We start from the raw sequence: 24,409 nt of genomic DNA on the forward strand, positions 1-24,409 counted from the left end.
AATTATGAAAAGAAAAGTTAAGTCGAAACACAAAATAACTGCCGGGACGCTACACAAACATTTATGTCCTGTTTATCTGTCGCTGGCCGGCGTATTTTCTGTCGGCGCGGAAGCGACAACTACACCAGATTCAAAACAGACCAATGGCCCAACGATGGGCCAGACGGCCAACGGCACGCCGATGATCAATATCGCCGATCCTAATGCCAGAGGTATTTCTCACAACAAATTCGATCAATTTAATGTTGATAAGCAAGGAATGGTTTTTAACAACAGTATGCAGGACGGCGTAACAAAAATTGGCGGCTATGCCATTAAAAACGCCCAGTTGCAACAGGAAGCCAGCGCGATTATTAGTGAAGTCACTGGTGCGAAAGCCTCCTACATTAACGGCACAATGGAAGTTTTCGGTAAAAAGGCCGACATCATTATTGCTAATGAAAACGGGATCAGCGTCAACGGCGCAACAACTATCAATGCGAATAGCCTTACTCTGAGTACCGGCAAAGTACAGATGAAAGACGACGGCAACTTTATGCTGGCCGTTCAAAAAGGTAATGTTGAGATTACCGGCCAGGGTATTTCTACTGAGGGACTAAGTTATTTCGATATTGTCAGCCGCAGTGCTCAGTTACAGGGGGAAATCGCCGGGGCCGCTGATGTGAAAGTTCTGGCGGGTAAGAATGATTATGATTTAGCGGGCCGAACTCATACGGTTAATAGTAAAGGTGATAACCAGACGCCTGGCGTCGCTATTGATGGCAGTACATTGGGTTCAATGTACGGCGGCAAGATCCAGTTGATCAGTACTGAATCCGGCGCAGGCGTACGTCATGCGGGTGCCATTATTGCCAGCAAAGATATTGAAATCAGCGCCGATGGCGATATTTCGCTGACTACGCTACATAGCGATCAAGGAATTAAGATTGCCGGTAATAATATCGCCTTAAATAAGGATGGCGAAGGTAAAGGGGGGACCGAAGCGCAAAACGATATTATTATTAATGCGCTGGCTGGTACGACCATCAACAACGATATACTCTCTCATTCCGGGATCATCCGTATTGATGCCTCTTCACTCCTGCAAAATGCCGCGGCGCTGATTACTGAAAGCGCAGCTAACACGTCAGTACCCGCGATTCAGATTAACGTTGCCGGGCAATACACCCTCAACGGCGGGCTTAAAGCGCTTGATGCTAATGGTAATGTCATTAAAGACGGTGTAGTCACGCTGAGAAATGGCGATTTTGTCGTTCTGGTAAACGGTCAGGAAACGGCCTTTACCAGTGTGGTCTCCGATGCTGAAATAGTCAGCCATAGCGGTGATATTGCTATCAATGCCAAGGGAATGAGCAATAATGGCGTCATTATCGCCAAAAAAGGCACATTGCAGATCAATCTGCAAGATGCCTTTGAAAACAACGGCTCAATTAATGCAACCGGAGATATAACCGTTGCATCCGGAAACATGAAGAACAATGGGATCTTGTATGCAACTGGCATTCAGACGCTGAGCGTTGCGACCCTGGAAAATAATGGCCGGCTGTTTGCTGATAAACAGCTGGTAATGAACGCCAGCGCACTCAACAATAGGGGGATTATAGGTGTTAATCAGGGCAAATTAGATGTTACGATCACTGGCAATCTGAATAATAGCGGTACGATTAGCGGCGATGATGCTGAGTTATTGTTAACAGCTGATGGTGATATAACCAACGATGGAAACATTATCAGCAATAAGCAGGACGTCAAAGTTAGCAGCAAAAATAAGTCGATCGCCAACCGAGGAAAAATCGAAGGCCGCACTACTACAATAACGACCGCCGCCGCTGGCGCACAGATAAATAACAGCGGTAATATTAGCGCGAAGCAACAGTTGCAGATTAAGACAACAACGCTCAGCAATAGTAATGGTGGTCAACTGAGCAGCGGCGGCAATATGGAGCTTGCTTTCAGTAAACAAATGATTAACTCAGGCGAGGCGCAAATTCTTGCCGATGGCATGTTAAACATTCGCGGTGAGTCGGGTTCAACCCTGACGAATGAAAGTGGCGGCTGGATACAGGGCGACTCGGTCAGTGTTGACGGAATTACATCACTGACTAACTCAGGTGAAGGCGTATTGATCGCCACTAATGAAATGAAACTGGGTGCGCTTGATACACTAACCAACGATGGCGCAACAATTCAGGGTGGTCATCTCTCTATTTCAGACGTGAATATTCTGAATAATATTAACGGCAGTACGCTTTATGCGAATGAAAGTATCGTACTGGATAATATTAAGACATTCAACAATGATAACTCGCTGGTCGTCTCCGATGGGGAACTTACCGTTGCTACAGTAAAAACGCTGAATAATAGTAATGGCGGAAGCCTCTCAGGAAGCGTAAAAGCCGCTCTTTCAGACATTGATACGCTTAATAATATTACTGGTTCGGTAATTGCTTCGGATACCCTGGTTGATATTAAAAAGGTCAAAACACTGACTAACGCCAGTGACGCGGTTATCTCATCAATGGGCGATATCAAGCTCGATAATATTACCACGCTCAATAACGATGCCGTTATCATTAGTGAAGGGAATATTAGCCTTACCAATGGTGATACGTTTAAAAATCAGGGTATTGTTCAGGCCGGAGCCGATTTAGTTATTAGTCATCTTCGCAGCCTGATTAACCAGGGAAGTGGAAATGTCTTAATGGCGTTAGGCAACCTCACGTTTACCGATATTGAATCCCTGGTTAATACCGATCATGCCGTCATTACGACAGGTATGAATGCTGTACTGAGTGCGATTGGCGTGGTGACCAATAATGGAGCAGGCATCATTCAGGCGCAGGATGGTAAAATTGAGATTTCTGCTACTACGCTCAATAACTCAGGTTCAGTTCCTACTGATAGCGGTGTAGACGACGTTTCTACTATTGTGTCCAGTGGTGACATCATTATCAATGCAGATACGGTAAATAATAGCGATCAGGCCGTTATCGTCGCCAGCGACGGCGATTTGACCCTGAATATTACGAAACAGCTTAATAACAGTGCTCGTGCCGTACTGATTAGCGATTATAAAACAACCATCAATGCGCATAATAGTATTGTCAATAATAAAGACTCTGCACTTATTGGTGGTACAGATGTTTCTATTACCAGCGATACGCTGAATAATACTGCAAGCAGCAGTGTTAGTGCTGAAAACTCATTAAATATAGAGACTGCGCATCTCGATAACGCTGACGGGCTTCTCGAGTCGGCGATGACGCTGGCACTTGATGTTGTTGATAGTATTTATCTTAATGATACTAACGGCGATATCCATGCTGGACAATCACTGGATATTACGACTCAGGGCGGCTTTACCAATGATAGCGGAATAGAAGCGCTGGGCGACCTGAATATTCATGCAAAAGATGCCTTTGTAAACAAACAATCCATCATTAGCGCAGGCGATCTGAATGTTGATGCAGCCAGCATTACTAATGAGGCAAACACATTATTGTGGACAATGGGCGATATGAGCCTTGATGCGAGAAGTGGAACCTTCGTTAATAAAATGAAAGGTAATATTCTCAGCATGGGTGACATCTCAATTATTGCTAAAGAGATCTGGAACTACGCTGCGATTATTCGCGCAGAGAAAGACATTAATCTTGATGCCGAAACCATCAAAAACGAAAGTACCTATACTGGCGGTGACGTGACCCAGACGGTCACGCAGGATTCATCTGGTTATTACAGCGAGGTTGAGCATCTTACCACCAAAACCAACTACCAAACTACTTTCCATATTCCAGTGCTGGCATCAGATATCGCTCTTGATACACTGGCGGAAATTAGTGCTGGCGGCAATATCAATATTAACCAGCGCGATATTTATGAAACACATGACGTTATCAATGAAGGAGGGCTAATTCAGGCGGGCCACGATGTTACTATTACGGGCAATATCTATAACTCACCTAAATATGTTTCAGAGTCCGTCTATGATTATCTGAAAATTGCCCTCTCTTCACCCATTACCGTTAAATATGACTGGGGAGTCATTGAAGGAAAACACAAAACCACATTGACTTTTAACTCTCTGTATCAGTATTTAAACTATCTTTTTGGCAATGGCTCACCAGCAACATCAAATGGCGGTGAAAATCCTGAAAAGAATCGCGTATATAAAACCCTCGTCGATGCTGCAAAAGATTCAACGCAGTTAAAAAGCATTATGAACAAAATCTTCGGTGAGACCTGGATGACCGAAGATTATTCAACGCTAAGAAATGACTGGACTAGCATTACTCAGGCCGATAATCAGCCATTGAAAGACGGGATGATCTATTTCGTTCCGCTGGAAAAAGGCGAAATTACCGCCGGACGTGATTTTACACAGAATGGCGGTACCATTAACAACGGTATTGCTGAGGCCGGAACAATCAATCAGGGTGCTGGCATTACTGATGTGGCTGTGGGCGAGTACACTGTCGATACCGCGATAGCCGGGTACGATATTAAAGTCAATACCAAGAGTATTGACGAATTAAGTATGGGTATCAGCCCCTTGCCGACAATAAAAGATTTGGTTGCTATTCCAGGCATGTTTGAGATTTCTACCGATTTCAAAAAAGCATCCGAAGCTGAGAAAAATGGTACCGAATATTCCGCGCCAGCTAACAATATCGTGCCAATTTTCGAAACACGTCCGAGCATGATCGATCAGAGTGAATTTACCGGCTCTGACTATTTCTTCGATCAGGTAGGCTACGATCCGGTTAATCCGATTAACGTTATTGGTGATAATTACTTTACTTCTGAGCTTATCCGCCGTGAAGTTAGTGGCGCTGTCGGCAGTTTCTTCGCTGTCAGAGACGGGCTGGAAGGTGATGAGTTAGTACAACAGTTTATGGATAACGCGGGTGTCGCAGCGGCAGACAGTGAGCTGGGTCTGGTGGTCGGACAGCCGCTGACGGATGAGCAAAAAAATAATCTCGACCAGGATATCGTCTGGTTCGTTAGCCAGAATCTGAACGGTGTTGAGGTCATGGTGCCGGTCGTCTATCTGTGCCCGGAAACGCTTAAACAAATTGAATCCGGCGAAGTCAGTAACGGTTCTGCGGCAATTAATGCGGGCAATAATGTTAACGTTGATGCCGATGCAATTAATAATATGAATGGTTCTATCCACTCTGGTGGTGACATGACGTTGGTCTCCGACGGCGATATTAATAATGTCAGCAACGGGATGGATGCCGGGATCTCTGCGGGTGGTAATATTGATATGACGACCACTAATGGCGATATCAATAATACTGGCGCGGCCATTAAAGCTGATGGTGATATTGACATGTCTGCAGAGAATGGCGATATCACCATGACGGCAAGCGTAGGTCGTGATGAAAGTGGTAATCAGAAGATCCATGCTAACGATGATGGCGTAAGCGCTGGCGGCTCTATATCGATGGAGGCGGAGTCCATTACCTCAAACGCCTCGGATATCACCGCAGGCGAAGATATCTCTCTGAAAGCGACCGATGGCGATGTCACTTTTAACGATCTCCATGAGATGCGAGCTGACCGCACCATTGACAGCGAGATCACCGGCGCAGCCAGTTATAAGATCACGGACACCAAAAATACCACCGGGACAGCCATCGGCTCAAACGTCTCGGCGGGCGGCAACATGACTATCGATGCCAGCAACGATGTGATAATGGAAGGTGGCACTTATTCTGCCGACACCGGCAGCATCAAGGCAGGCAACGATGTCACGCTGAAAACGTCAGAAGATGTGGCGCTGGAGGAACAGAGCATTACCTCTCGTCAGTTCATCGCAGAAGCCAGCGCCAGCGGTGTCGGTCAAACGATTGAAGCGGGTTACGGTCGGAACGAAGGTACGAGCACCAGTAAAACCTCCGGTGATTACACCAGCGCAGGTTCTGAAGGTAAGTCCCAATCCGCCGGGGGCCGTGCAGGCCGTGCAGCGATGGGTGATACGGCAAACTTCAAAATCGGTATGGAAACCACCACGGATACCACCACCACCCAGACCAAAAAGAATACCAATGCGTCGCTGAATTTTGCTGACTCAGGATCTATTGAAGCGGGTAAAACCGTCGATATCGGTGGCGCGGATATGAGCGCAGGCAATGCGCTCGACATTTCTGCTGAGGAAGTCGCCAGCACCAAATATCTCGATGAGTCTAAAACCACACAATCTCATGAAGAAACGTTTATGGGTATCTCTGGTGAAGCTCACAGCGCAATTGCCGACTCGTTAGATAAAACGGGCAACCTGGTGGAAAAGGCACAGGATGGGCAGGATATCAATGCGGGCACTACCACAGCAGAAGTATTAGGCGATGCTTCGAATTTGCTATTTAACGACCTGGCCGGCGCGTCGGTATCAATTGGTGTAAAAACCAGTAAAACCAGTGAAACCAGCTCGTCTACCTCAGAAAATATTACCAATATTGATGCAGGCAGTATTTCCATCAATTCGAAGAAAAATACGACCCTCAACGGTGTAGATATCAAAGCCGACGATGTGACCATTAACGCGGGTGGTGATGTTGATATCAATGCAGCAAAATCAACGTCTTCTTATACCACTGAAACCGCAACGCATCAGGCAGGTATCTCCATGGATGCAGGCGTTGATGTAAACAGCTTAAGCGCAGGGGTTTCATTTGGCTACAATGGCAGCAAAGACAGTGGCTCGGGTAATAGCACCAGTTATACAAATAGCAATATCGATGCAGGCAATGTAAACATTAACGCCGGTGGTGACATGACGATGTCGGGGGCAAATATTAATGCCAACACTGCCGATATCGACGTTGCAGGCGATCTAAATATTAATTCTCTTCAAGATATTACACATACTGAGGCTGATAACACTAACTGGGGTGCATCGGTGGGTGTTGGTATATCAACTGCGAATGGCGGTGTACCACTGCCCTCGTTTTCAGCTAACGGTGGTGGTGGATCTGAAAGCTACGATTCTGCGACTACGGCAAAACAGTCAGGTATTACTACCAATGGCGAGCTAAACGTGAAAACGGGCGGCGATCTGAATATGGAAGGATCACATCTGGTTTCCGAAGACGGATCGGGATCTGTGGATGTTGCAGGCAATATCAACACTAAAAGCCTGGAAGATTATATTGAGCAAGATGGTAAGTACGGTGGCGGTGGCGCAGGCTTTGGTACAGATGGATATATTCCAACAGCGAATCTGTATGTAGATACCGTAGATGAAATCCACTACAACGAGACGCAAAAATCAACAATTGCCGTAAATGATAAGACCAGTAAAGAGGTGAATGGCGATATTAACACTGACAAAGAGAATATGTCAGTTGTTACCCGCGATGAGAAAGAGGCGGGGAACAATATTTCGTTTACCGTTGGCGATCCGGGCCTTAAGAAAAAGGGCAAAGGTAGCTATGACGTTGATACGCCGACCACGCCGAAGAAGCGCAACACAGATACTGACACACCGTCTCATAAAACAGATGATGTGAAGCCGAAGCCGTCCGAAGACACCACGCCGAAGCCGAAGCCGTCCGAAGACACTACGCCGAAGAAGGATGATGAAACACAGAAAACAGACGATATAACACCGAAACCGGACAATATAACGCCGAAGCCGAAGCCGTCCGAAGATACCACGACGAAGGACACGACGCCTTCCGACACGGCCCATAGTGAAGATGTGCCAACGGTTGAACCGTCTAAGGCTGATGACCTGAAACCTGCGCCGAAACCGAGCGGCGATGCCACCGACGGTGACTCGGCAGCTAACAAGCCAGCGCCAGCAAAAAAATGGGCGGTGCCAAATACCAACTATCCAACGCTGTCGCCAGGATCGGCTACCGGCAGATCGGGAATGGACGCACCGAAAACACCGAAGCACAGAACCGTCGATGGCGATCAAACCAACGGCGTCGCACCGGCCACCAATACCAGCGGTAATATTCCAACCCTGTCACCAGGGTCTGCTTCCGGTAAAAGCGGGATGGATACGCCGAAAACGCCGGCACATAAAACCGTCGATGGCGATCAAACCAACGGCGTCGCACCGGCCAGCAATACCAGCGGTGATATTCCAACCCTGTCACCAGGGTCGGCTTCCGGTAAAAGCGGGATGGATACGCCGAAAACGCCGACGCATAAAACCGTCGATGGCGATCAAACCAACGGCGTCGCACCGGCCAGCAATACCAGCGGTGATATTCCTACGCTGTCGCCAGGGTCGGCTTCCGGTAAAAGCGGGATGGATACGCCGAAAACGCCGACGCATAAAACCGTCGATGGCGATCAAACCAACGGCGTCGCACCGGCCAGTAAAACCAGCGGTGATACGTCTGCGCCAGATGCAACGTCAGGGAAAAGCAGTTCGGACACCGTAAAAACGCCGGATAATAAAAACCCGCAGGACGCTCAAACCGACGCCGTGACGCCTGCCAGCAATACGGGAGGTAACATCCCTACGCTGTCGCCAGGATCGGCCTCTGGTAAAAGCGGAATGGATACGCCGAAAACGCCGGCACATAAAACGGTTGACGGCGATCAGACCAACGGGATTATTCCGGGCGGTAATACCGGCGGTAATATCCCTACGCTGTCGCCGGGATCGGCTTCCGGAAAAAGCGGGATGGATATGCCAAAAACGCCAGAGCATAAAACGCTGGATGCGGCGATGAACCCGCGGAGTAACTGGAAACCGTTGCTGACTGAAACGCCCATTAATATCTATGCGGCCGTGACCATTAAGCTCAACGACACGGATTCAGACCTGGCCTGACGTTGACCGGCCCTTCTCTCTTTCGTCCTTTACAGGACGAAAGAGAGCTTTTTAACTGGCCCGACAAAACGCTATCGCGCGCGATCGGGCCAGATTTTATTACTCGCCTTTTTTTGCTGCCTGGATATACAACATTTCCAGCGCCAGTGTCGCGGCAGCCAGCGCCGTGATCTCAGACTGATCGTATGCCGGTGCCACTTCCACCAGATCCATTCCGACGATATTTAAATCTTTCAGGCCACGAACCAGCTTAATCGCCCGGTCGGATGTCAGACCGCCGATAACCGGCGTACCGGTACCTGGTGCAAATGCCGGGTCCAGACAGTCAATATCAAAGGTCAGGTATACCGGCATATCGCCGACAATCTGTTTTACCTGAGCGATGATGTCATCAACCGTACGATCGTTAACCTGACAGGCGTCCAGCACGGTAAAGCCATTATCTTTATCAAACTCAGTACGAATACCAATCTGGACAGAATGATTTGGATCGATCAGTCCCTCTTTCGGCGCGGTATAGAACATCGTGCCGTGATCAAATTCGCATCCGTTGGCATAGGTATCGGTATGGGCGTCAAAATGGACCAGCGCCATTTTACCAAAATGTTTGGCGTGGGCGCGCAGCAGCGGCAGGGTCACAAAATGGTCGCCGCCGAAAGACAGCATTCGTTTTCCCGCTGCCAGCAGCTGTTCCGCATGAGCCTGCAGCTTTTCGCTCATCTCACGGGCGTCACCGAAGGCATAAACCAGATCGCCACAGTCAACCACATTCAGGCGCTCGCGCATGTCAAAGTTCCACGGGAAGCGATGATGCTCCCACGCCAGGTTCGTGGACACCTGACGGATCGCAGCCGGGCCGTGACGGCCACCGGGACGACCTGACGTTGCCATATCGAACGGAACGCCGGTAATAACCCAATCCGCATCGCTGTCGTACGGCTGGAAATTCAGCGGCAGACGTAAGAAACCAAAGGCATTGGATACCAGGGAATTATCGTATTGATGACCTAAGGTGCTCATGTGTTGACCTCTTTGGAGTCGATGTTGTGAAACATAGATGAAAAAAAATCCCTTCCGCGTCGTTAAGCCCGACGAGAAAGGGATCATTTATAAGCTGCTTGTTACGGCGGATTATCGCCGTTAATTCAATCGGGTTCAAGAGAGTATAGGCAGTCATGCATCCCCTCGCCTGTCACCCGGTCAGGATGAAATACTACTCGTCTTCGAGATACGTATACCCGTAAAGCCCCGCCTCAAACTCTTCAAGGAACTGCTGCTGGAGTGCATCGTCGAGATCGGTTTGCTTCACCTGATCGCGGAAATGCTTCAGCAACGTATTGGGGTCAAGCTGCACATATTGCAGCATATCGGCTACCGTATCGCCTTCGTCAGACAGCTCCACTTCTACGCTACCATCCGGGAAGACGAACACATCAACCGCTTCGGTATCGCCAAACAGGTTGTGCATGTTACCGAGGATTTCCTGATAGGCCCCCACCATAAAGAAGCCCAGCATCGGTGGATTTTCAGGATCGTACTCCGGCATCGGCATAGTCGTCGCAATACCGTCGCCGTCAATGTAGTGATCGATAGCGCCGTCGGAGTCGCAGGTAATATCCAGCAGAACCGCACGACGCTCAGGCACCTGATCCAGACCTTCCAGCGGCAGAACCGGGAACAGCTGATCGATACCCCACGCATCCGGCATCGACTGGAACAGCGAAAAGTTAACGTACATCTTATCCGCCATGCGCTCCTGCAATTCGTCGATAATAGGACGATGCGCACGGTTGCTCGGATCAAGCTGCTTTTGTACTTCATGGCACATGTTCAGATAAAGCTGCTCGGCCCAGGCGCGCTCCTGAAGACTGAATGTTCCGGAGGAATAACCGATATGAATATCATGCAGGTCCATCTGGCTATCATGCAGCCATTCACGCAGCGAGCGACGGGTGCCCGGCTCATGCATTTCCTGCCAGGTTTCCCACATGCTTTGCAGCGCGCGCTGGGCGTCTTCGCCAGGCGCAACAGGAACGGTATATTCGTTACGCTCTACGCCGATAATGTTCGACACCAGTACGGTATGGTGCGCCGTAACGGCACGTCCCGACTCGGTAATCACCGTCGGATGCGGCAGGCCGTGTTCCTCACAGGCATCGCCAATAGCCCAAATAATGTTGTTAGCATATTCATTAAGGCCATAGTTTACCGAACAATCGGACTGTGAACGGGTGCCTTCGTAATCCACGCCAAGGCCGCCGCCGACGTCAAAGCACTCAATGTTGACGCCAAGCTTGTGCAATTCCACGTAGAAACGTGCAGATTCGCGCACGCCGGTGGCGATATCACGAATATTGGCCATCTGTGAACCGAGATGGAAATGCAGCAGTTGCAGGCTGTCCAGGCGCCCGGATTCACGCAGCGTTTCAACCAGCTGCAAGACCTGCGTTGCCGCCAGGCCAAATTTAGATTTTTCACCGCCGGAAGACTGCCATTTGCCGGACCCCTGCGACGCCAGACGCGCACGCACGCCCAGACGCGGGATCACATTCAGACGCTCAGCTTCAGCCAGCACGATGGCGATTTCGGACATTTTTTCGATGACCAAATAGACTTTATGGCCCATCTTCTCGCCGATCAGTGCCAGACGGATATATTCACGGTCTTTATAACCGTTACAGACAATCACGCTGCGGGTCATGCCTGCGTGGGCCAGAACCGCCATTAGCTCCGCTTTCGAACCGGCTTCCAGACCCAGTGGCTCGCCAGAATGGATCAGGGACTCGATCACACGGCGGTGCTGATTAACCTTTATCGGGTAAACGAGGAAATAATCGCCGTTATAACCGTATGATTCACGAGCGCGTTTGAACGCGGCGTTAATCGAGCGCAGGCGATGTTGCAAAATCTGCGGGAAGCAGAACAATGCAGGCAGGCGCTGGCCTTGTGCTTCGCGGGCCTTAACCAGTTTGGCAAGATCGACGCGTGCTTGTGGGACGTCGGGATCGGGGCACACGCTGATATGGCCCAGTTCGTTAACGTCGTAATAATTATTACCCCACCACGCAATATTGTATGTGCGCAGCATCTTGCTGGCTTCCTGGGAGCTCATCGCAACCTCCTGCATGGAACGTAGTACACCTTGTTCGCCCGCTGACGAAGGCGAAACTGAAGAAATGTCGTCAGACATAGCGAACCTCAAATTGTGTCGAAAGTGTAAAACAGCAAACTACTATCGCAGCCCAAAGGCGCGATAACAACCCATAAACAGTCTGATTCTTCAGTAGAAAATGCTGAAGCGCCAGCTGAGCGAACGGTTTCTTATTCATATCATTGTAAAACACGTACCCGAACCTGGTATGACAATTCGGAGAAACCATGAGAAAACCCTTGCTTAGCAAGAGCGCCCTTGTTCAGTTCACAGTCGGTAATCGGCTCTGAGATCCTGAGAAACACCGGGATGGGTATAACATCGGCAGGTTTGTATCAACGAGATGCAGATTGCGGAAAAGAAGCGCACACCAGAACAGTGCGGCTGCATAAGCGGCGTCCAATGGTTCATTATTTCGTATCACCTCCACGCCAACTTCTTCAGTCAGCGATAAGCCAAAGCTAAAGTTTTAACCCGGCTGGAAGTGGCGACACGATGAATTTCGTCGTGCGCTTTTATATGAGCCGCGCGCGGCGTTTTATACGTGGTTCGTCTCTGAAATGCAAAAGATAAATACGCGCTATCCCTGACTTACCGCACGACAATCTCATCCGCTTTGCCTGGTAATGCGACATTAATCAAAAAAAAACTGGAAATCGGGTGAGTAACTACCCTAAAATAGCCGTCCAGATGTTAATCCATCTATACATAAAAGCATTCAAATTGCATTGCGACGGCCAGCGACTCAACTCCGACCATGAAGCTAACACGGTGTCCAGTTTACTGCCCGCAGCCAGTCCATAAGCAGTTTGAAGAATCGGGTATATACAGATTAACACGCCGACTGCCAGTGCCAATCAACCTGCACGCCCTGGTAGAGTTATCCATCATGGCAACTCCGCATGGCAGTTTGCGCTAACCGACTTCTCCTTGGGTGAAATTAAACATGGCAAAACACCTTTTTACGTCTGAGTCCGTTTCAGAAGGGCATCCTGACAAAATCGCAGACCAAATCTCCGATGCTGTACTGGATGCGATCCTCGAACAGGACCCAAAAGCGCGCGTTGCGTGTGAAACCTACGTTAAAACCGGCATGGTTTTAGTTGGCGGTGAAATTACCACCAGCGCATGGGTTGATATCGAAGAGATCACCCGCAATACGGTACGTGACATAGGTTATATCCACTCTGACATGGGTTTTGATGCCAACTCTTGCGCCGTATTGAGCGCGATTGGTAAACAATCTCCGGATATCAATCAGGGCGTTGACCGTGCCGATCCGCTGGAACAGGGTGCGGGCGACCAGGGTCTGATGTTTGGCTATGCGACTAACGAAACCGACGTGCTGATGCCTGCGCCTATCACCTATGCGCACCGTCTGGTGCAGCGTCAGGCTGAAGTGCGTAAAAACGGTACCCTGCCGTGGCTGCGTCCGGATGCAAAAAGCCAGGTCACCTTCCAGTACGATGATGGCAAAATTGTCGGCATTGATGCGGTCGTCCTGTCGACTCAGCATGCTGAAGATATCGATCAGAAATCGCTGCAAGAAGCGGTAATGGAAGAGATCATCAAGCCAGTGCTGCCGACCGAATGGCTGAACAGCGCGACCAAGTTCTTTATCAACCCGACCGGTCGTTTTGTGATCGGCGGCCCGATGGGCGATTGCGGTTTAACCGGACGTAAAATCATCGTCGATACCTACGGCGGCATGGCGCGTCACGGCGGCGGTGCATTCTCTGGTAAAGATCCGTCTAAAGTTGACCGTTCTGCCGCCTATGCCGCGCGTTACGTAGCGAAAAACATCGTGGCTGCGGGTCTGGCCGATCGTTGTGAAATCCAGGTTTCTTACGCTATCGGCGTGGCTGAGCCAACATCGATCATGGTTGAAACCTTTGGCACCGAAAAAATTGCCAGCGAACAGCTGACGCTACTGGTACGCGAGTTCTTCGACCTGCGTCCTTACGGCCTGATCCAGATGCTGGATCTACTGCATCCGATTTACAAAGAAACGGCCGCTTACGGTCACTTTGGTCGCGAACATTTCCCGTGGGAAAAAACCGATAAAGCGCAACTGCTGCGTGATGCTGCCGGTCTGAAATAATCCATCGCTATTCACATAAAGCCAGCCTCGCGCTGGCTTTTTTATTTTCTGCGCCGGCCGGCAAACGCCTTTCTGTTCAAAGCTTCTGTACTGGTAAACGTGCCCGTTATTTATCGTGAAAACGATTACACCCTCTTCTTTCGCCAGAGCCGCACTAATGCGATTCGTGCAGCACAGAATTTTGCCATTCGTTACATTTTATTTCAGCATAATCTGAAATGGAGTTAAAAAATATCGCAAAGCCTGACAAAAATACTATAGTTTCATGCTGTTATGAACTTACCATTCTTGACACTTATGTAACCGATTACACTGACGTGATTCAACTCACATATTTTAGCGGCATACTGACCTATTATTCGGGTCAATAAACCTGATAACACAACTGGAGGGCACCATGCCTGACAATAAAAAACATGGGCGTTCTAACAAGGCGATGACCTTTTTTGTCTGTTTCCTTGCCGCGCTGGCCGGACTGCTTTTTGGCCTTGATATCGGTGTGATCGCCGGGGCTTTACCTTTTATCACCGATGAATTTCAGATCAGCGCTCATACGCAAGAATGGGTGGTGAGTTCGATGATGTTCGGTGCCGCCGTCGGTGCCGTGGGTAGCGGCTGGCTCTCTTTCCGTCTTGGACGTAAGAAAAGCCTGATGATCGGCGCCATTCTGTTCGTACTCGGCTCGCTATTCTCCGCCGCAGCACCTAACGTTGAAGTGCTGATCCTCTCCCGCGTGCTGCTGGGCCTGGCCGTCGGCGTCGCGTCTTATACCGCCCCGCTTTATCTGTCAGAAATTGCGCCGGAAAAAATCCGCGGCAGTATGATTTCCATGTACCAGCTGATGATTACCATCGGGATTTTAGGTGCCTATCTTTCTGACACCGCGTTTAGCTACAGCGGTGCATGGCGCTGGATGCTCGGCGTGATCATCATTCCGGCTGTTCTGTTGCTGATTGGGGTCTTCTTCCTGCCGGACAGCCCGCGCTGGTTTGCCGCTAAACGTCGTTTTCACGATGCGGAACGCGTGCTGTTACGGCTGCGTGATACCAGCGCGGAAGCGAAAAATGAACTCGAAGAAATTCGTGAGAGCCTGAAGGTAAAACAGAGTGGCTGGGCGCTGTTTAAAGAGAACAGCAACTTCCGCCGGGCGGTATTCCTTGGGGTGTTACTTCAGGTTATGCAGCAGTTCACCGGCATGAACGTGATCATGTATTACGCGCCGAAAATCTTCGAACTGGCCGGTTACACTAATACTCACGAGCAGATGTGGGGCACGGTGATTGTCGGCCTGACTAACGTGCTGGCAACCTTCATTGCGATCGGACTGGTAGACCGCTGGGGCCGTAAGCCGACGCTGACCCTGGGCTTCCTGGTCATGGCTGTCGGGATGGGTATCCTGGGCACCATGATGCATATCGGTATCCACTCTCCATCAGCGCAGTACTTTGCTATCGCCATGCTGTTGATGTTTATCATCGGCTTCGCCATGAGTGCCGGTCCGCTGATTTGGGTGCTGTGCTCTGAAATCCAGCCGCTGAAAGGCCGTGATTTTGGTATCACCTGCTCCACTGCAACCAACTGGATCGCCAACATGATTGTCGGCGCAACGTTCCTGACCATGCTTAACACGCTGGGCAACGCCACTACCTTCTGGGTGTATGCGGGTCTGAACGTACTGTTTATCCTGCTGACGCTGTGGCTGGTGCCGGAAACCAAACACGTCTCGCTGGAGCACATCGAACGTAATCTGATGAAAGGGCGTAAACTGCGCGATATTGGCGCACGTAACTGATCATTACAGGCTTCCTCTCTGACGGGAGGAAGCCTGTCCCACCGTTAACTTCCGCGATAGGTCGAGTAACCGTACTGACTTAACAGCAGCGGTACATGATAGTGCTCATCGGTTTTCGTTATATGAAACTCAACCGGCACTTCCGGGAAGAAGCTCTCCTGCTTTTTGCTATCAAAATAGGGTTTAGTTTTGAACGTCACCCGATAGTCTCCCGGCTTCGCTTCCTGCTCCGGCCATAACGCTTTAATGCGCCCGTCTTTATCGGTATGTCCGCTATTCAATTGCTGCCATCCATTGCTGTTTTTTTGCTCCAGAACCACTTCGACATTAGCGGCGGGTTTACCGGTTTGTTGATCGAGAATATGCACGCTCAAAATATTGTTGGCGGCAGCCATGACCATGCCAGGGGCAGAAATCGCACAGGCGATGGCGGCGGTAAGAAGGTACTTTTTCATGTGATGCTCCGGGTTCGGTTGAGTACATTGACTGTATATGACTCGTGCGCTGCTAACCTGACGCGAAGATGACAATTTCGTCATGATTGCTAATATCTCCCCCACGGACCTGATGCCTGTGACATAGTGGCTGCATGAAAATTCTGCTCATTGAAGACAATCAAAAAACCCGCGATTGGGTAAGCCAGGGGCTGAGTGAAGCCGGTTATGTCGTCGACACGGCAAGCGAGGGCAAAAGCGGATTACGCCTTGCCCTGCAGGAACCTTACGCCCTGATAATCCTCGATATCATGCTGCCGTTGATGGATGGCTGGCAGGTACTGAAAGCGATACGAACGGCGCATCAGACGCCGGTAATATGCCTTACCGCGCGCGATGCCGTTGACGATCGGGTGAAAGGGCTGGAGTCCGGGGCAAATGATTACCTGGTAAAACCGTTCTCGTTTGCCGAACTGCTGGCAAGAGTTCGCACCCAGCTCAGAGACAACAATGCCGCCGATACGCGCCTGAAAATGGGTGGGCTGGAGATGGACTCTCTGCGACAAAGCGCTCACCGTGACGGCAAGGCGATAATATTAACCCGCAAAGAGTTTCTCCTGCTGTGGCTGCTGGCTTCACGCGCCGGTGAAATTATTCCCCGCGCGGTGATTGCCAGTGAAGTCTGGGGTATCAATTTTGACAACGAAACCAATACGGTTGACGTGGCGATCCGTCGCCTGCGCGCCAAAGTTGACGATCCCTTCGCGCATAAACTGATCGGCACCGTCAGAGGAATGGGTTACCGGGTTACTGTAGATGAAAATAATAAAGCCTGAATTATCAATAACGTTTCGCCTGACGCTGGCATTTGTCCTGGTGATGACGCTGGCCTGCACTGGCGTGAGCTGGACGCTGTATCAGGGGCTGAGTAAAGAACTCACATGGCGGGACGATATCACGCTGGTTAATCGGGCGGATCAAATTAAGCAGCTTCTGCTCGATGGCGCTCAGGCGCAAAATCTGCCGCTCTACTTTAACCGGATGATGGATACGCGTCAGGATATTCTGCTTATCCAGGCTCCCGGCGCAGAGCCTGTTTCGGTCAACCATACCCGCGTTGATCCTGCGCGGCTGGATGTGCTTCCCGCGCAGAAAAAGCCAACGCTGGACACTATTGCGAAAAGTGATGTCTCCGGTACGCCACTTTCGGCGGTACGCGTTGCGGCAAACAGTCAGGGTAAGCCGGTCACCATTACTGTTGCCAGACTGGCAACAGAACGTCAGTACATGCTTGAACAGTATCGATACCACAGCATTCTGATCTCTGTTATCGCGATCCTTCTCTGCTCCGCCGTCAGTCCGCTGCTCATCAGACGCGGGCTGAAAGCGATTGCCGCCCTGAGTCAGCTCACGGCGAATACGGATAGCCGCGGACTCAGCCAGCCGCTGGATGAAACACGGCTTCCCGTTGAGCTGAAGCCGCTGGGAAGCGCATTAAATGTTATGCGCCAAAAACTGGGTGAGGACTTTACGCGCCTCAACCAGTTTGCTGACGACCTGGCGCATGAGCTGCGCACGCCGGTTACCATTCTGCTGGGTCATAACCAGGTAGCGTTAAACAAAGAACGCAGCGTGGAGGAGTATCAGCAGGCGCTGGCAAACAATATCGAAGAACTCGAAAACCTGTCGCGCCTGACGGAAAATATTCTGTTTCTCGCCCGGGCAGAACACCACAATATTCTGCTTAAAAAAGAGCGCCTTTCTCAGGTCGATGCCGTTACTCATCTTGTTGACTTTCTTGAGTATGATGCCGATGAAAAGAAGATGACGTTCGATATCACCTGTACCGGCACGGTCCAGGCCGACCGGATATTACTGCAACGGGTATTGCTAAACCTGCTCAGCAATGCGATCCGCTATTCACCCGATGGCGCGACTCTGCGCATCACCAGCCACGCTCGCGATGGGCAGGACATTATTGAGATTGCCAATCCCGGCGCGTCATTTAATGCCCCGGACAAGATGTTTAACCGTTTCTGGCGCGGCGATAACGCCCGTCATTCATCGGGCTACGGACTGGGCCTGTCGATGGTAAAAGCCATTATGGAGCTGCATGGCGGTTCGGTGCGCTATCGCTTTGATCGGGGGCACCATATCTTCTCACTGCATTTTCCTGTCTGACTGCGGCGTCTATTGCAGCCGCCTTTTTTAGCGATTATTCTCTGGAGTTATGAAAACCTCCCGCCTCCCTATCGCCATCCAGCAAGCCGTTATGCGCAGCCTGCGAGATAAACTGACGCTCGCCAATCAGACGCTGGGGCGAAATTATCCGGAACCGAAACTGATCTATCAACAGCGCGGAACGGCAGCCGGTACCGCCTGGCTTGATAGCTATGAAATCCGCCTCAATCCGGTTCTGCTGCTGGAAAATCAGCAGGCGTTTATCAATGAAGTAGTACCGCACGAACTGGCGCATCTGCTGGTATGGAAACACTTTGGGCGGGTCGCTCCGCACGGTAAAGAGTGGAAATGGATGATGGAAAGCGTGCTGCACGTTCCGGCCTCCCGGACGCATCAGTTTGAACTGGCATCAGTGCGCCGCAATACCTTTTCCTACCGCTGCCACTGCCAGCAGCATCAGTTGACGGTACGCCGCCACAATCGAATACTGCGCAAAGAAGCGACCTACCGTTGCGTTCACTGCGGCCAACCGCTGAAAGCCGACACCTGATTTAAGAAATATTAAGAACTTTTATGTTCTGATTGATTGCATCTGACAACTACTTTCGTTACGTTGCGACCTCCTGCTAACATGGAGTTCACGATGTACCGTACCTGGCATTCTTCCCTGCTCTTTTTGATTCCGATACTGGCAACGCCTTTGTATGCCAAAGAAATTACCAGCTTTGCCCAGGCTAAAACAGCCAGTGTAAAAGTAAACGCCGACGTTCCCGGCGATTTTTATTGCGGTTGTGCGATTAGCTGGCAGGGGAAAAAAGGCGTTATTGATTTGGCGTCATGCGGCTATAAAGTGCGTAAAAATGCCAATCGTGCCGGCCGGGTTGAGTGGGAGCACGTTGTCCCGGCATGGCAGTTCGGTCATCAGCGCCAGTGCTGGCAAGACGGCGGGCGCAAAAACTGCGTCAAAGATCCGGTATATCGCCAGATAGAAAGCGATATGCATAACCTGCAACCGGCGGTGGGCGAAGTCAACGGCGATCGTAATAATTTTATGTACAGCCAGTGGAAAGGCGGCGAAGGTCAGTACGGCCAGTGCGCCATGAAAGTCGATTTCAAAAACAAGCAGGCTGAGCCGCCTGAACGCGCGCGAGGCGCCATCGCCCGCATTAATTTTTATATGCGCGACCAGTATAAAATTAGCCTCTCCCGCCAGCAGACCCAGCTCTTTACCGCCTGGGATAAGCTCTATCCGGTCACAAAATGGGAGTGTGAACGTGATAACCGCATTGCAAAGGTTCAGGGGAATCATAATCCTTACGTGCAGCGCGCTTGCCAGGCGCAAAAGAGCTAACCTACACTAGCGGGTATTATCATTAATGGACTCATAGCCTTATGCGTAAACCCCGCATTTATCACCCTGCCCCGCTGATTGTCGGCCAGGACGTGGCGCTCAATGATGACGCCGCCAATCACGTCGGGCGCGTACTGCGCATGACCGCCGGCCAGCCGGTACAGCTTTTTGATGGCACTAATCAGGTATTCGACGCCGAGATTATTCGCGCAGATAAAAAAAGCGTAATGGTTAACGTGCGAAACAGCGCCGTCGACGATCGCGAATCTCCGCTGCATATTCATTTAGGTCAGGTGATGTCGCGGGGCGAAAAAATGGAATTTACTATCCAGAAATCGATCGAACTGGGAGTAAGCCTCATTACGCCACTTTTTTCTGAGCGCTGCGGCGTTAAACTGGATGCTGAACGTTTGAATAAGAAGCTTCAGCAGTGGCAGAAAATCGCCATCGCCGCCTGCGAACAGTGCGGGCGTAATCAGGTCCCCGAAATCCGTCCGGCGATGGATCTCGAAACCTGGTGTGCTGAACCGGATGAGGGGCTGAAACTGAACCTGCATCCGCGCGCCAGCGCCAGCATCAACACGCTGCCGCTGCCGGTTGAGCGCATACGCCTGCTTATTGGGCCGGAAGGCGGATTATCGGCCGATGAAATTGCCATGACCGCACAGTATCAGTTTACTGATATTCTGCTGGGACCTCGCGTTCTGCGCACTGAGACAACTGCGCTCACCGCCATTACTGCATTACAAGTGCGGTTTGGCGATCTGGGCTAACGGAGAACAATAATGATCAAGCTCGGCATCGTGATGGACCCCATCGCAAGCATTAATATTAAGAAAGACTCCAGCTTCGCTATGCTGCTGGAAGCACAGCGCCGTGGTTATGAGCTTCATTATATGGAGATGTCCGATCTCTATCTGATCAACGGTGAAGCGCGCGCGCGTACGCGTTTGCTCAGTGTTGAGCAGAATTACGACAAATGGTATGCGTTTAACGCCGAGCAGGATATCCATCTTGCCGATCTCGACGTTATCCTGATGCGTAAAGATCCACCGTTTGATACCGAGTTTATCTACTCCACTTATATCCTTGAACGTGCGGAAGAACAGGGCACGCTGATCGTTAACAAGCCGCAAAGCTTGCGCGACTGTAACGAGAAGCTTTATACCGCCTGGTTCTCCGATTTGACGCCGGATACGCTGGTCACACGCAGTAAAGCGCAGTTGAAAGCGTTCTGGCAAAAGCACAGCGATATCATTTTAAAACCGCTGGATGGAATGGGCGGCGCTTCTATTTTTCGCGTCAAAGCAGGCGATCCGAATCTTGGCGTGATCGCCGAAACGCTGACCGAGCACGGCACCCGTTACTGCATGGCGCAGAACTATTTGCCCGCCATTGTCGATGGCGACAAGCGTGTACTGGTGGTTGATGGCGAACCGGTGCCTTACTGCCTGGCACGTATCCCGCAAGGCGGCGAAACTCGGGGTAATCTTGCGGCTGGCGGCCGGGGTGAACCGCGTCCACTGACTGACAGCGACTGGGAAATTGCGCGCCGCGTGGGGCCGTTGCTAAAAGCAAAAGGTCTGATTTTCGTTGGCCTTGATATCATCGGCGATCGTCTGACCGAAGTGAATGTCACCAGCCCGACCTGTATTCGCGAAATCGAAGCAGAGTTTCCGGTGTCAATTACCGGTATGCTCATGGACGCTATTGAGAAACGCCTGGCGAAGTAGTTCGGACTGTGCAGACGCGATGCGCGCCTGAAGCCTGGTTATGGCGGGAGGGACCCCGCCTGTCTTCCTACTACTGGCTAGTGACAGCGTCGAACTTTCCCCGCATACTGGACGTTGTTGCTTTTTTGAACCAGGAAAACAGAATCTCTGACAATGAATTTACAGCATCACTTTCTGATTGCCATGCCTGCACTCCAGGACCCTCTCTTTCGCCGCGCTGTCGTCTATATCTGCGAACATAACGACGATGGTGCAATGGGCATTATTATTAACAAACCGCTGGAAAATTTGCAGGTTGAGGGCATTCTGGAAAAACTAAAAATCACGCCTGAACCACGCGATCCGGCAATCCGTCTGGATAAACCGGTTTTACTCGGCGGCCCGCTGGCAGAAGATCGCGGATTCATTCTGCATACGCCTCCGGCTTCTTTTTCCTCCAGCATCCGTATTTCTGATAATACGGTGATCACCACATCGCGGGATGTTCTGGAAACGCTGGGCACGCACAATCAGCCGGTCGATGTACTGGTGGCGCTGGGCTACTCCTCATGGGAGAAAGGGCAGCTTGAACAGGAGCTACTTGACAACGCCTGGCTTACCACACCGGCGGATCTGAATATTCTGTTTAAAGCTCCGATTGCCGATCGCTGGCGCGAAGCCGCAAAACTGATTGGCATTGATATCCAGACCATGCCTGGCGTGGCGGGACATGCCTGATGAGCGGAACCTTTCTCTCTTTTGATTTCGGTACCAAAAGCATTGGTGTAGCCATTGGTCAGCAGATCACCGGTACCGCCCGGCCTCTCAATGCGATCAAAGCCCAGGATGGAACCCCGGACTGGAGTGTTATTGAACGTCTGCTTAAAGAGTGGCAACCGGATGCTGTCATCATCGGCCTACCGCTCAATATGGACGGTAGCGAGCAGCCACTTACGGCCCGGGCGCGAAAATTCGCTAATAAAATTCACGGCAGGTTTGGCGTCACGGTCACCCTGCACGATGAGCGGTTAAGCACCGTAGAGGCGCGCGCCGGATTATTTGAACACGGCGGCTTTCGTGCATTAAATAAAGGCAGCGTCGATTCTGCCTCTGCGGTGATTATTCTGGAAAGCTATTTCGAGCAGCGTGTTTAGCTAAATGCTTCCTGCGATGTCCGGATTGTCTGGTCACGCAGGGACGCATTGGTCCAGCTTACCGCCTGCGTTCTGTTTTTAACATTTAACTTGCGAAAAATATTGTATAAATGCGTACGTACCGTATTTTCACTAATAAATAACGCGCGGGCGATATCTATATTTGATGCGCCATAGCGTAATTCATTAAGAATTTCATATTCCCGCTCGGTAAGTGGAATATTATCCATGCGCTCATGGCTTTGCACGTCTGAACGGAACTGAATATGGGTAAGCAGCTCTGGAGAGTTACCTTTTAAAATTGCTTCAAGCCCTTTTAAAATATGCTCCTGAGTGTCGTTACAACTGAATACGCCGTAAAATCCCGGTAATCGAGTCATCTCAATAAAGGCATGCTGATGAGCGCTATTTAAGATTACCATACGTAAATCGGCGGTCTGTGCTTGCAGAATGTCACACCAGATGCCATTTAGCTTTTTATTTGATACAGCAATATCGAATAATACAATAACACCCTCAGGCAGTCTTTGCTCTAATGGTTTGGCAATATTCTGTACTGTGACGGGAATAGAAAGCGCTTCGGCCAGATAGCTGGCAAATGACCTGGACTGTACAGAAGGACACGTAATAATAAACATCTGCTGCGCCATGCTTAACCCATTATCCTGTTGGAACATTCTGACTCTCCTTCAAACGTATATTGTCGCGTCGCTGATATCACGGCCATTCTTCCGATCCTGAAAAGTAATCCCGAAAAATATTTCATGATTTAAGCGAATTCCTGTGACAATCTTATCACTGGCTCAGAAGTGGAATAAGCCAGCCTGATGGACGAGGGCTAATCGACGCTGCTGGTTATTCCGCCCGGCCAGGTGCATTTCTGGTACCTTCTGCGGCAAATTTGGCTTCATCGCAGGAAAGTCCATTCTCAGGAGCTGGTTAACTTCGCTGCCAGCGACTGCATTTCAAGATGGCGTGCTGTAAGCGTCTCCGCTTCCGGATGCCACATTCCGGCAAAAGCCAGGGCTGCAGAGTGGGCGCCCAGGGGCTGAGCCATTGAGACTTCTCCGTCCTCATGATGCCAGATGACACTTCCCTGCTTTCGCTGCTGCTGAAGATGCGGAGCCAGTTGTTGCCACTGCCGCTCGCTAAAGCGCACGGTCAGTTCCTCATCTGATTCGGCGGCCAGTAAACTCATGCCAATGACGGACTGCCATGCGGGCAGCATATGAAACCCCGCCAGCGCCTGGCTCATCTGATTGCCGGGTTCAGAATGGTAAATGTAGATAACCTGATCCTCCCACAGCACGCCCATCGCAACCACGATATCACGTGGCGCATGGCGTTCCAGCACAGGGAGCGCCTGAGAAAAAAGGGCCGATCCGCGGATCGCCTGCGCCGCCAGAGCGTGGATCCCCGGACCAGGAAGATAGCGGCGTTGTTCATCCTGCCTCGTCAGGCCAATAGAGGCCATTGTCATGAGCAGTCGATTAACGCGGGTAGTATTAATGCCCATCAGACGCGCCAGTTCACGACAGCCAATGGCGCGGTCGCTGGAGACCAGGTATTGCAGACAGCGGATGCCGTCGATCAGACTTTGGTTCGGTTGAGATGACATAGCAATTATTGTCCGCTGCGGGCTTAAGCCATCTACAGATTCTAGCGCCAGTTGAGGAGGATACAAGACCAGGCAAACTGTTGGCTGGCCAGCGAATGTTAGCTTTATCTCACGGCAG

General features: G+C 50.6%; 17 protein-coding genes. 11 read left to right on the forward strand and 6 right to left on the reverse strand.

Features of this window, described 5'->3' with window-relative positions; translation table 11 throughout:
* The first annotated feature begins 4 nt into the window (after positions 1 to 4).
* Complete coding sequence (locus AC791_RS01510) at positions 5 to 8,797, forward strand: hemagglutinin repeat-containing protein (protein ID WP_077264586.1); 8,793 nt, start codon at positions 5 to 7, stop codon at positions 8,795 to 8,797.
* Between the two features lie 99 nt (positions 8,798 to 8,896).
* On the opposite strand, the gene speB is transcribed toward AC791_RS01510, so the two are convergent.
* The 3 genes from speB to yqgB all read right to left on the reverse strand — a co-directional run bounded on the left by speB (position 8,897) and on the right by yqgB (position 12,126).
* Positions 8,897 to 9,817: an agmatinase gene (gene speB, locus AC791_RS01515; RefSeq protein WP_049838720.1), complete on the reverse strand. Its 921-nt coding sequence runs from the start codon at positions 9,815 to 9,817 to the stop codon at positions 8,897 to 8,899.
* A 193-nt stretch (positions 9,818 to 10,010) separates the two neighbouring features.
* Positions 10,011 to 11,987 (reverse strand): biosynthetic arginine decarboxylase, encoded by a 1,977-nt coding sequence (gene speA, locus AC791_RS01520; protein ID WP_072094272.1) that lies wholly within the window; start codon positions 11,985 to 11,987, stop codon positions 10,011 to 10,013.
* A complete protein-coding gene (gene yqgB / locus AC791_RS19490; RefSeq protein ID WP_148677744.1) occupies positions 11,980 to 12,126 on the reverse strand; it encodes an acid stress response protein YqgB in 147 nt (48 codons plus the stop codon). Before yqgB ends, speA begins: the two co-directional genes overlap by 8 nt.
* A 768-nt stretch (positions 12,127 to 12,894) precedes the next feature.
* Between yqgB and metK the strand changes: the two genes are divergently transcribed.
* Both metK and galP read left to right on the forward strand, forming a co-directional pair.
* Complete coding sequence (gene metK / locus AC791_RS01525) at positions 12,895 to 14,049, forward strand: methionine adenosyltransferase (RefSeq protein ID WP_049838722.1); 1,155 nt, start codon at positions 12,895 to 12,897, stop codon at positions 14,047 to 14,049.
* 397 nt (positions 14,050 to 14,446) lie between these two features.
* The gene (gene galP / locus AC791_RS01530; protein ID WP_049838723.1) at positions 14,447 to 15,841 is read left to right on the forward strand and encodes a galactose/proton symporter; all 1,395 of its coding nucleotides are present in this window, start codon (positions 14,447 to 14,449) and stop codon (positions 15,839 to 15,841) included.
* A gap of 44 nt (positions 15,842 to 15,885) precedes the next feature.
* Here galP and hiuH read toward each other — a convergent pair whose 3' ends face one another.
* The gene (hiuH, locus tag AC791_RS01535; protein ID WP_049838724.1) at positions 15,886 to 16,296 is read right to left on the reverse strand and encodes a hydroxyisourate hydrolase; all 411 of its coding nucleotides are present in this window, start codon (positions 16,294 to 16,296) and stop codon (positions 15,886 to 15,888) included.
* Positions 16,297 to 16,430: 134 nt separating this feature from the next.
* Between hiuH and hprR the strand changes: the two genes are divergently transcribed.
* The 8 genes from hprR to ruvX all read left to right on the forward strand — a co-directional run bounded on the left by hprR (position 16,431) and on the right by ruvX (position 22,673).
* Positions 16,431 to 17,111, forward strand: a complete 681-nt coding sequence (hprR, locus tag AC791_RS01540) for a response regulator transcription factor HprR (RefSeq protein ID WP_049838725.1) — start codon at positions 16,431 to 16,433, stop codon at positions 17,109 to 17,111.
* Positions 17,092 to 18,456 (forward strand): heavy metal sensor histidine kinase, encoded by a 1,365-nt coding sequence (locus AC791_RS01545; protein WP_049838726.1) that lies wholly within the window; start codon positions 17,092 to 17,094, stop codon positions 18,454 to 18,456. Before hprR ends, AC791_RS01545 begins: the two co-directional genes overlap by 20 nt.
* A 49-nt stretch (positions 18,457 to 18,505) precedes the next feature.
* Positions 18,506 to 19,006: a SprT family zinc-dependent metalloprotease gene (locus AC791_RS01550; RefSeq protein WP_049838727.1), complete on the forward strand. Its 501-nt coding sequence runs from the start codon at positions 18,506 to 18,508 to the stop codon at positions 19,004 to 19,006.
* Positions 19,007 to 19,099: 93 nt separating this feature from the next.
* A complete protein-coding gene (gene endA, locus AC791_RS01555; RefSeq protein ID WP_049838728.1) occupies positions 19,100 to 19,807 on the forward strand; it encodes a deoxyribonuclease I in 708 nt (235 codons plus the stop codon).
* A gap of 41 nt (positions 19,808 to 19,848) precedes the next feature.
* Positions 19,849 to 20,580: a 16S rRNA (uracil(1498)-N(3))-methyltransferase gene (rsmE, locus tag AC791_RS01560; RefSeq protein ID WP_049838729.1), complete on the forward strand. Its 732-nt coding sequence runs from the start codon at positions 19,849 to 19,851 to the stop codon at positions 20,578 to 20,580.
* A gap of 12 nt (positions 20,581 to 20,592) precedes the next feature.
* On the forward strand, positions 20,593 to 21,540 hold the full coding sequence (gene gshB / locus AC791_RS01565) for a glutathione synthase (protein ID WP_049838730.1): 948 nt from the start codon (positions 20,593 to 20,595) through the stop codon (positions 21,538 to 21,540).
* Between the two features lie 153 nt (positions 21,541 to 21,693).
* The gene (locus AC791_RS01570; RefSeq protein WP_049838731.1) at positions 21,694 to 22,257 is read left to right on the forward strand and encodes a YqgE/AlgH family protein; all 564 of its coding nucleotides are present in this window, start codon (positions 21,694 to 21,696) and stop codon (positions 22,255 to 22,257) included.
* Positions 22,257 to 22,673, forward strand: a complete 417-nt coding sequence (ruvX, locus tag AC791_RS01575; RefSeq protein WP_049838732.1) for a Holliday junction resolvase RuvX — start codon at positions 22,257 to 22,259, stop codon at positions 22,671 to 22,673. Before AC791_RS01570 ends, ruvX begins: the two co-directional genes overlap by 1 nt.
* Here the strand turns inward: ruvX and AC791_RS01580 are convergent.
* A complete protein-coding gene (locus AC791_RS01580; RefSeq protein ID WP_049838733.1) occupies positions 22,670 to 23,350 on the reverse strand; it encodes a LuxR C-terminal-related transcriptional regulator in 681 nt (226 codons plus the stop codon). The two genes, ruvX and AC791_RS01580, sit on opposite strands and share 4 nt — an antisense overlap.
* Before the next feature lie 251 nt (positions 23,351 to 23,601).
* Positions 23,602 to 24,291 (reverse strand): hypothetical protein, encoded by a 690-nt coding sequence (locus AC791_RS01585; RefSeq protein WP_049838734.1) that lies wholly within the window; start codon positions 24,289 to 24,291, stop codon positions 23,602 to 23,604.
* Positions 24,292 to 24,409: the final 118 nt, after the last annotated feature.

Origin of the sequence: Klebsiella sp. RIT-PI-d (assembly GCF_001187865.1) — a bacterium.
Taxonomy (GTDB): domain Bacteria; phylum Pseudomonadota; class Gammaproteobacteria; order Enterobacterales; family Enterobacteriaceae; genus Superficieibacter.

What these genes read in the sequence shown, in the direction of transcription:
- AC791_RS01510 (WP_077264586.1), top strand. Translation starts at nt 5, where the DNA reads ATGAAAAGAAAAGTTAAGTCGAAACACAAAATAACTGCCGGGACGCTA.
- speB (WP_049838720.1), bottom strand. Translation starts at nt 9,817, where the DNA reads ATGAGCACCTTAGGTCATCAATACGATAATTCCCTGGTATCCAATGCC.
- speA (WP_072094272.1), bottom strand. Translation starts at nt 11,987, where the DNA reads ATGTCTGACGACATTTCTTCAGTTTCGCCTTCGTCAGCGGGCGAACAA.
- yqgB (WP_148677744.1), bottom strand. Translation starts at nt 12,126, where the DNA reads ATGAATAAGAAACCGTTCGCTCAGCTGGCGCTTCAGCATTTTCTACTG.
- metK (WP_049838722.1), top strand. Translation starts at nt 12,895, where the DNA reads ATGGCAAAACACCTTTTTACGTCTGAGTCCGTTTCAGAAGGGCATCCT.
- galP (WP_049838723.1), top strand. Translation starts at nt 14,447, where the DNA reads ATGCCTGACAATAAAAAACATGGGCGTTCTAACAAGGCGATGACCTTT.
- hiuH (WP_049838724.1), bottom strand. Translation starts at nt 16,296, where the DNA reads ATGAAAAAGTACCTTCTTACCGCCGCCATCGCCTGTGCGATTTCTGCC.
- hprR (WP_049838725.1), top strand. Translation starts at nt 16,431, where the DNA reads ATGAAAATTCTGCTCATTGAAGACAATCAAAAAACCCGCGATTGGGTA.
- AC791_RS01545 (WP_049838726.1), top strand. Translation starts at nt 17,092, where the DNA reads ATGAAAATAATAAAGCCTGAATTATCAATAACGTTTCGCCTGACGCTG.
- AC791_RS01550 (WP_049838727.1), top strand. Translation starts at nt 18,506, where the DNA reads ATGAAAACCTCCCGCCTCCCTATCGCCATCCAGCAAGCCGTTATGCGC.
- endA (WP_049838728.1), top strand. Translation starts at nt 19,100, where the DNA reads ATGTACCGTACCTGGCATTCTTCCCTGCTCTTTTTGATTCCGATACTG.
- rsmE (WP_049838729.1), top strand. Translation starts at nt 19,849, where the DNA reads ATGCGTAAACCCCGCATTTATCACCCTGCCCCGCTGATTGTCGGCCAG.
- gshB (WP_049838730.1), top strand. Translation starts at nt 20,593, where the DNA reads ATGATCAAGCTCGGCATCGTGATGGACCCCATCGCAAGCATTAATATT.
- AC791_RS01570 (WP_049838731.1), top strand. Translation starts at nt 21,694, where the DNA reads ATGAATTTACAGCATCACTTTCTGATTGCCATGCCTGCACTCCAGGAC.
- ruvX (WP_049838732.1), top strand. Translation starts at nt 22,257, where the DNA reads ATGAGCGGAACCTTTCTCTCTTTTGATTTCGGTACCAAAAGCATTGGT.
- AC791_RS01580 (WP_049838733.1), bottom strand. Translation starts at nt 23,350, where the DNA reads ATGTTCCAACAGGATAATGGGTTAAGCATGGCGCAGCAGATGTTTATT.
- AC791_RS01585 (WP_049838734.1), bottom strand. Translation starts at nt 24,291, where the DNA reads ATGTCATCTCAACCGAACCAAAGTCTGATCGACGGCATCCGCTGTCTG.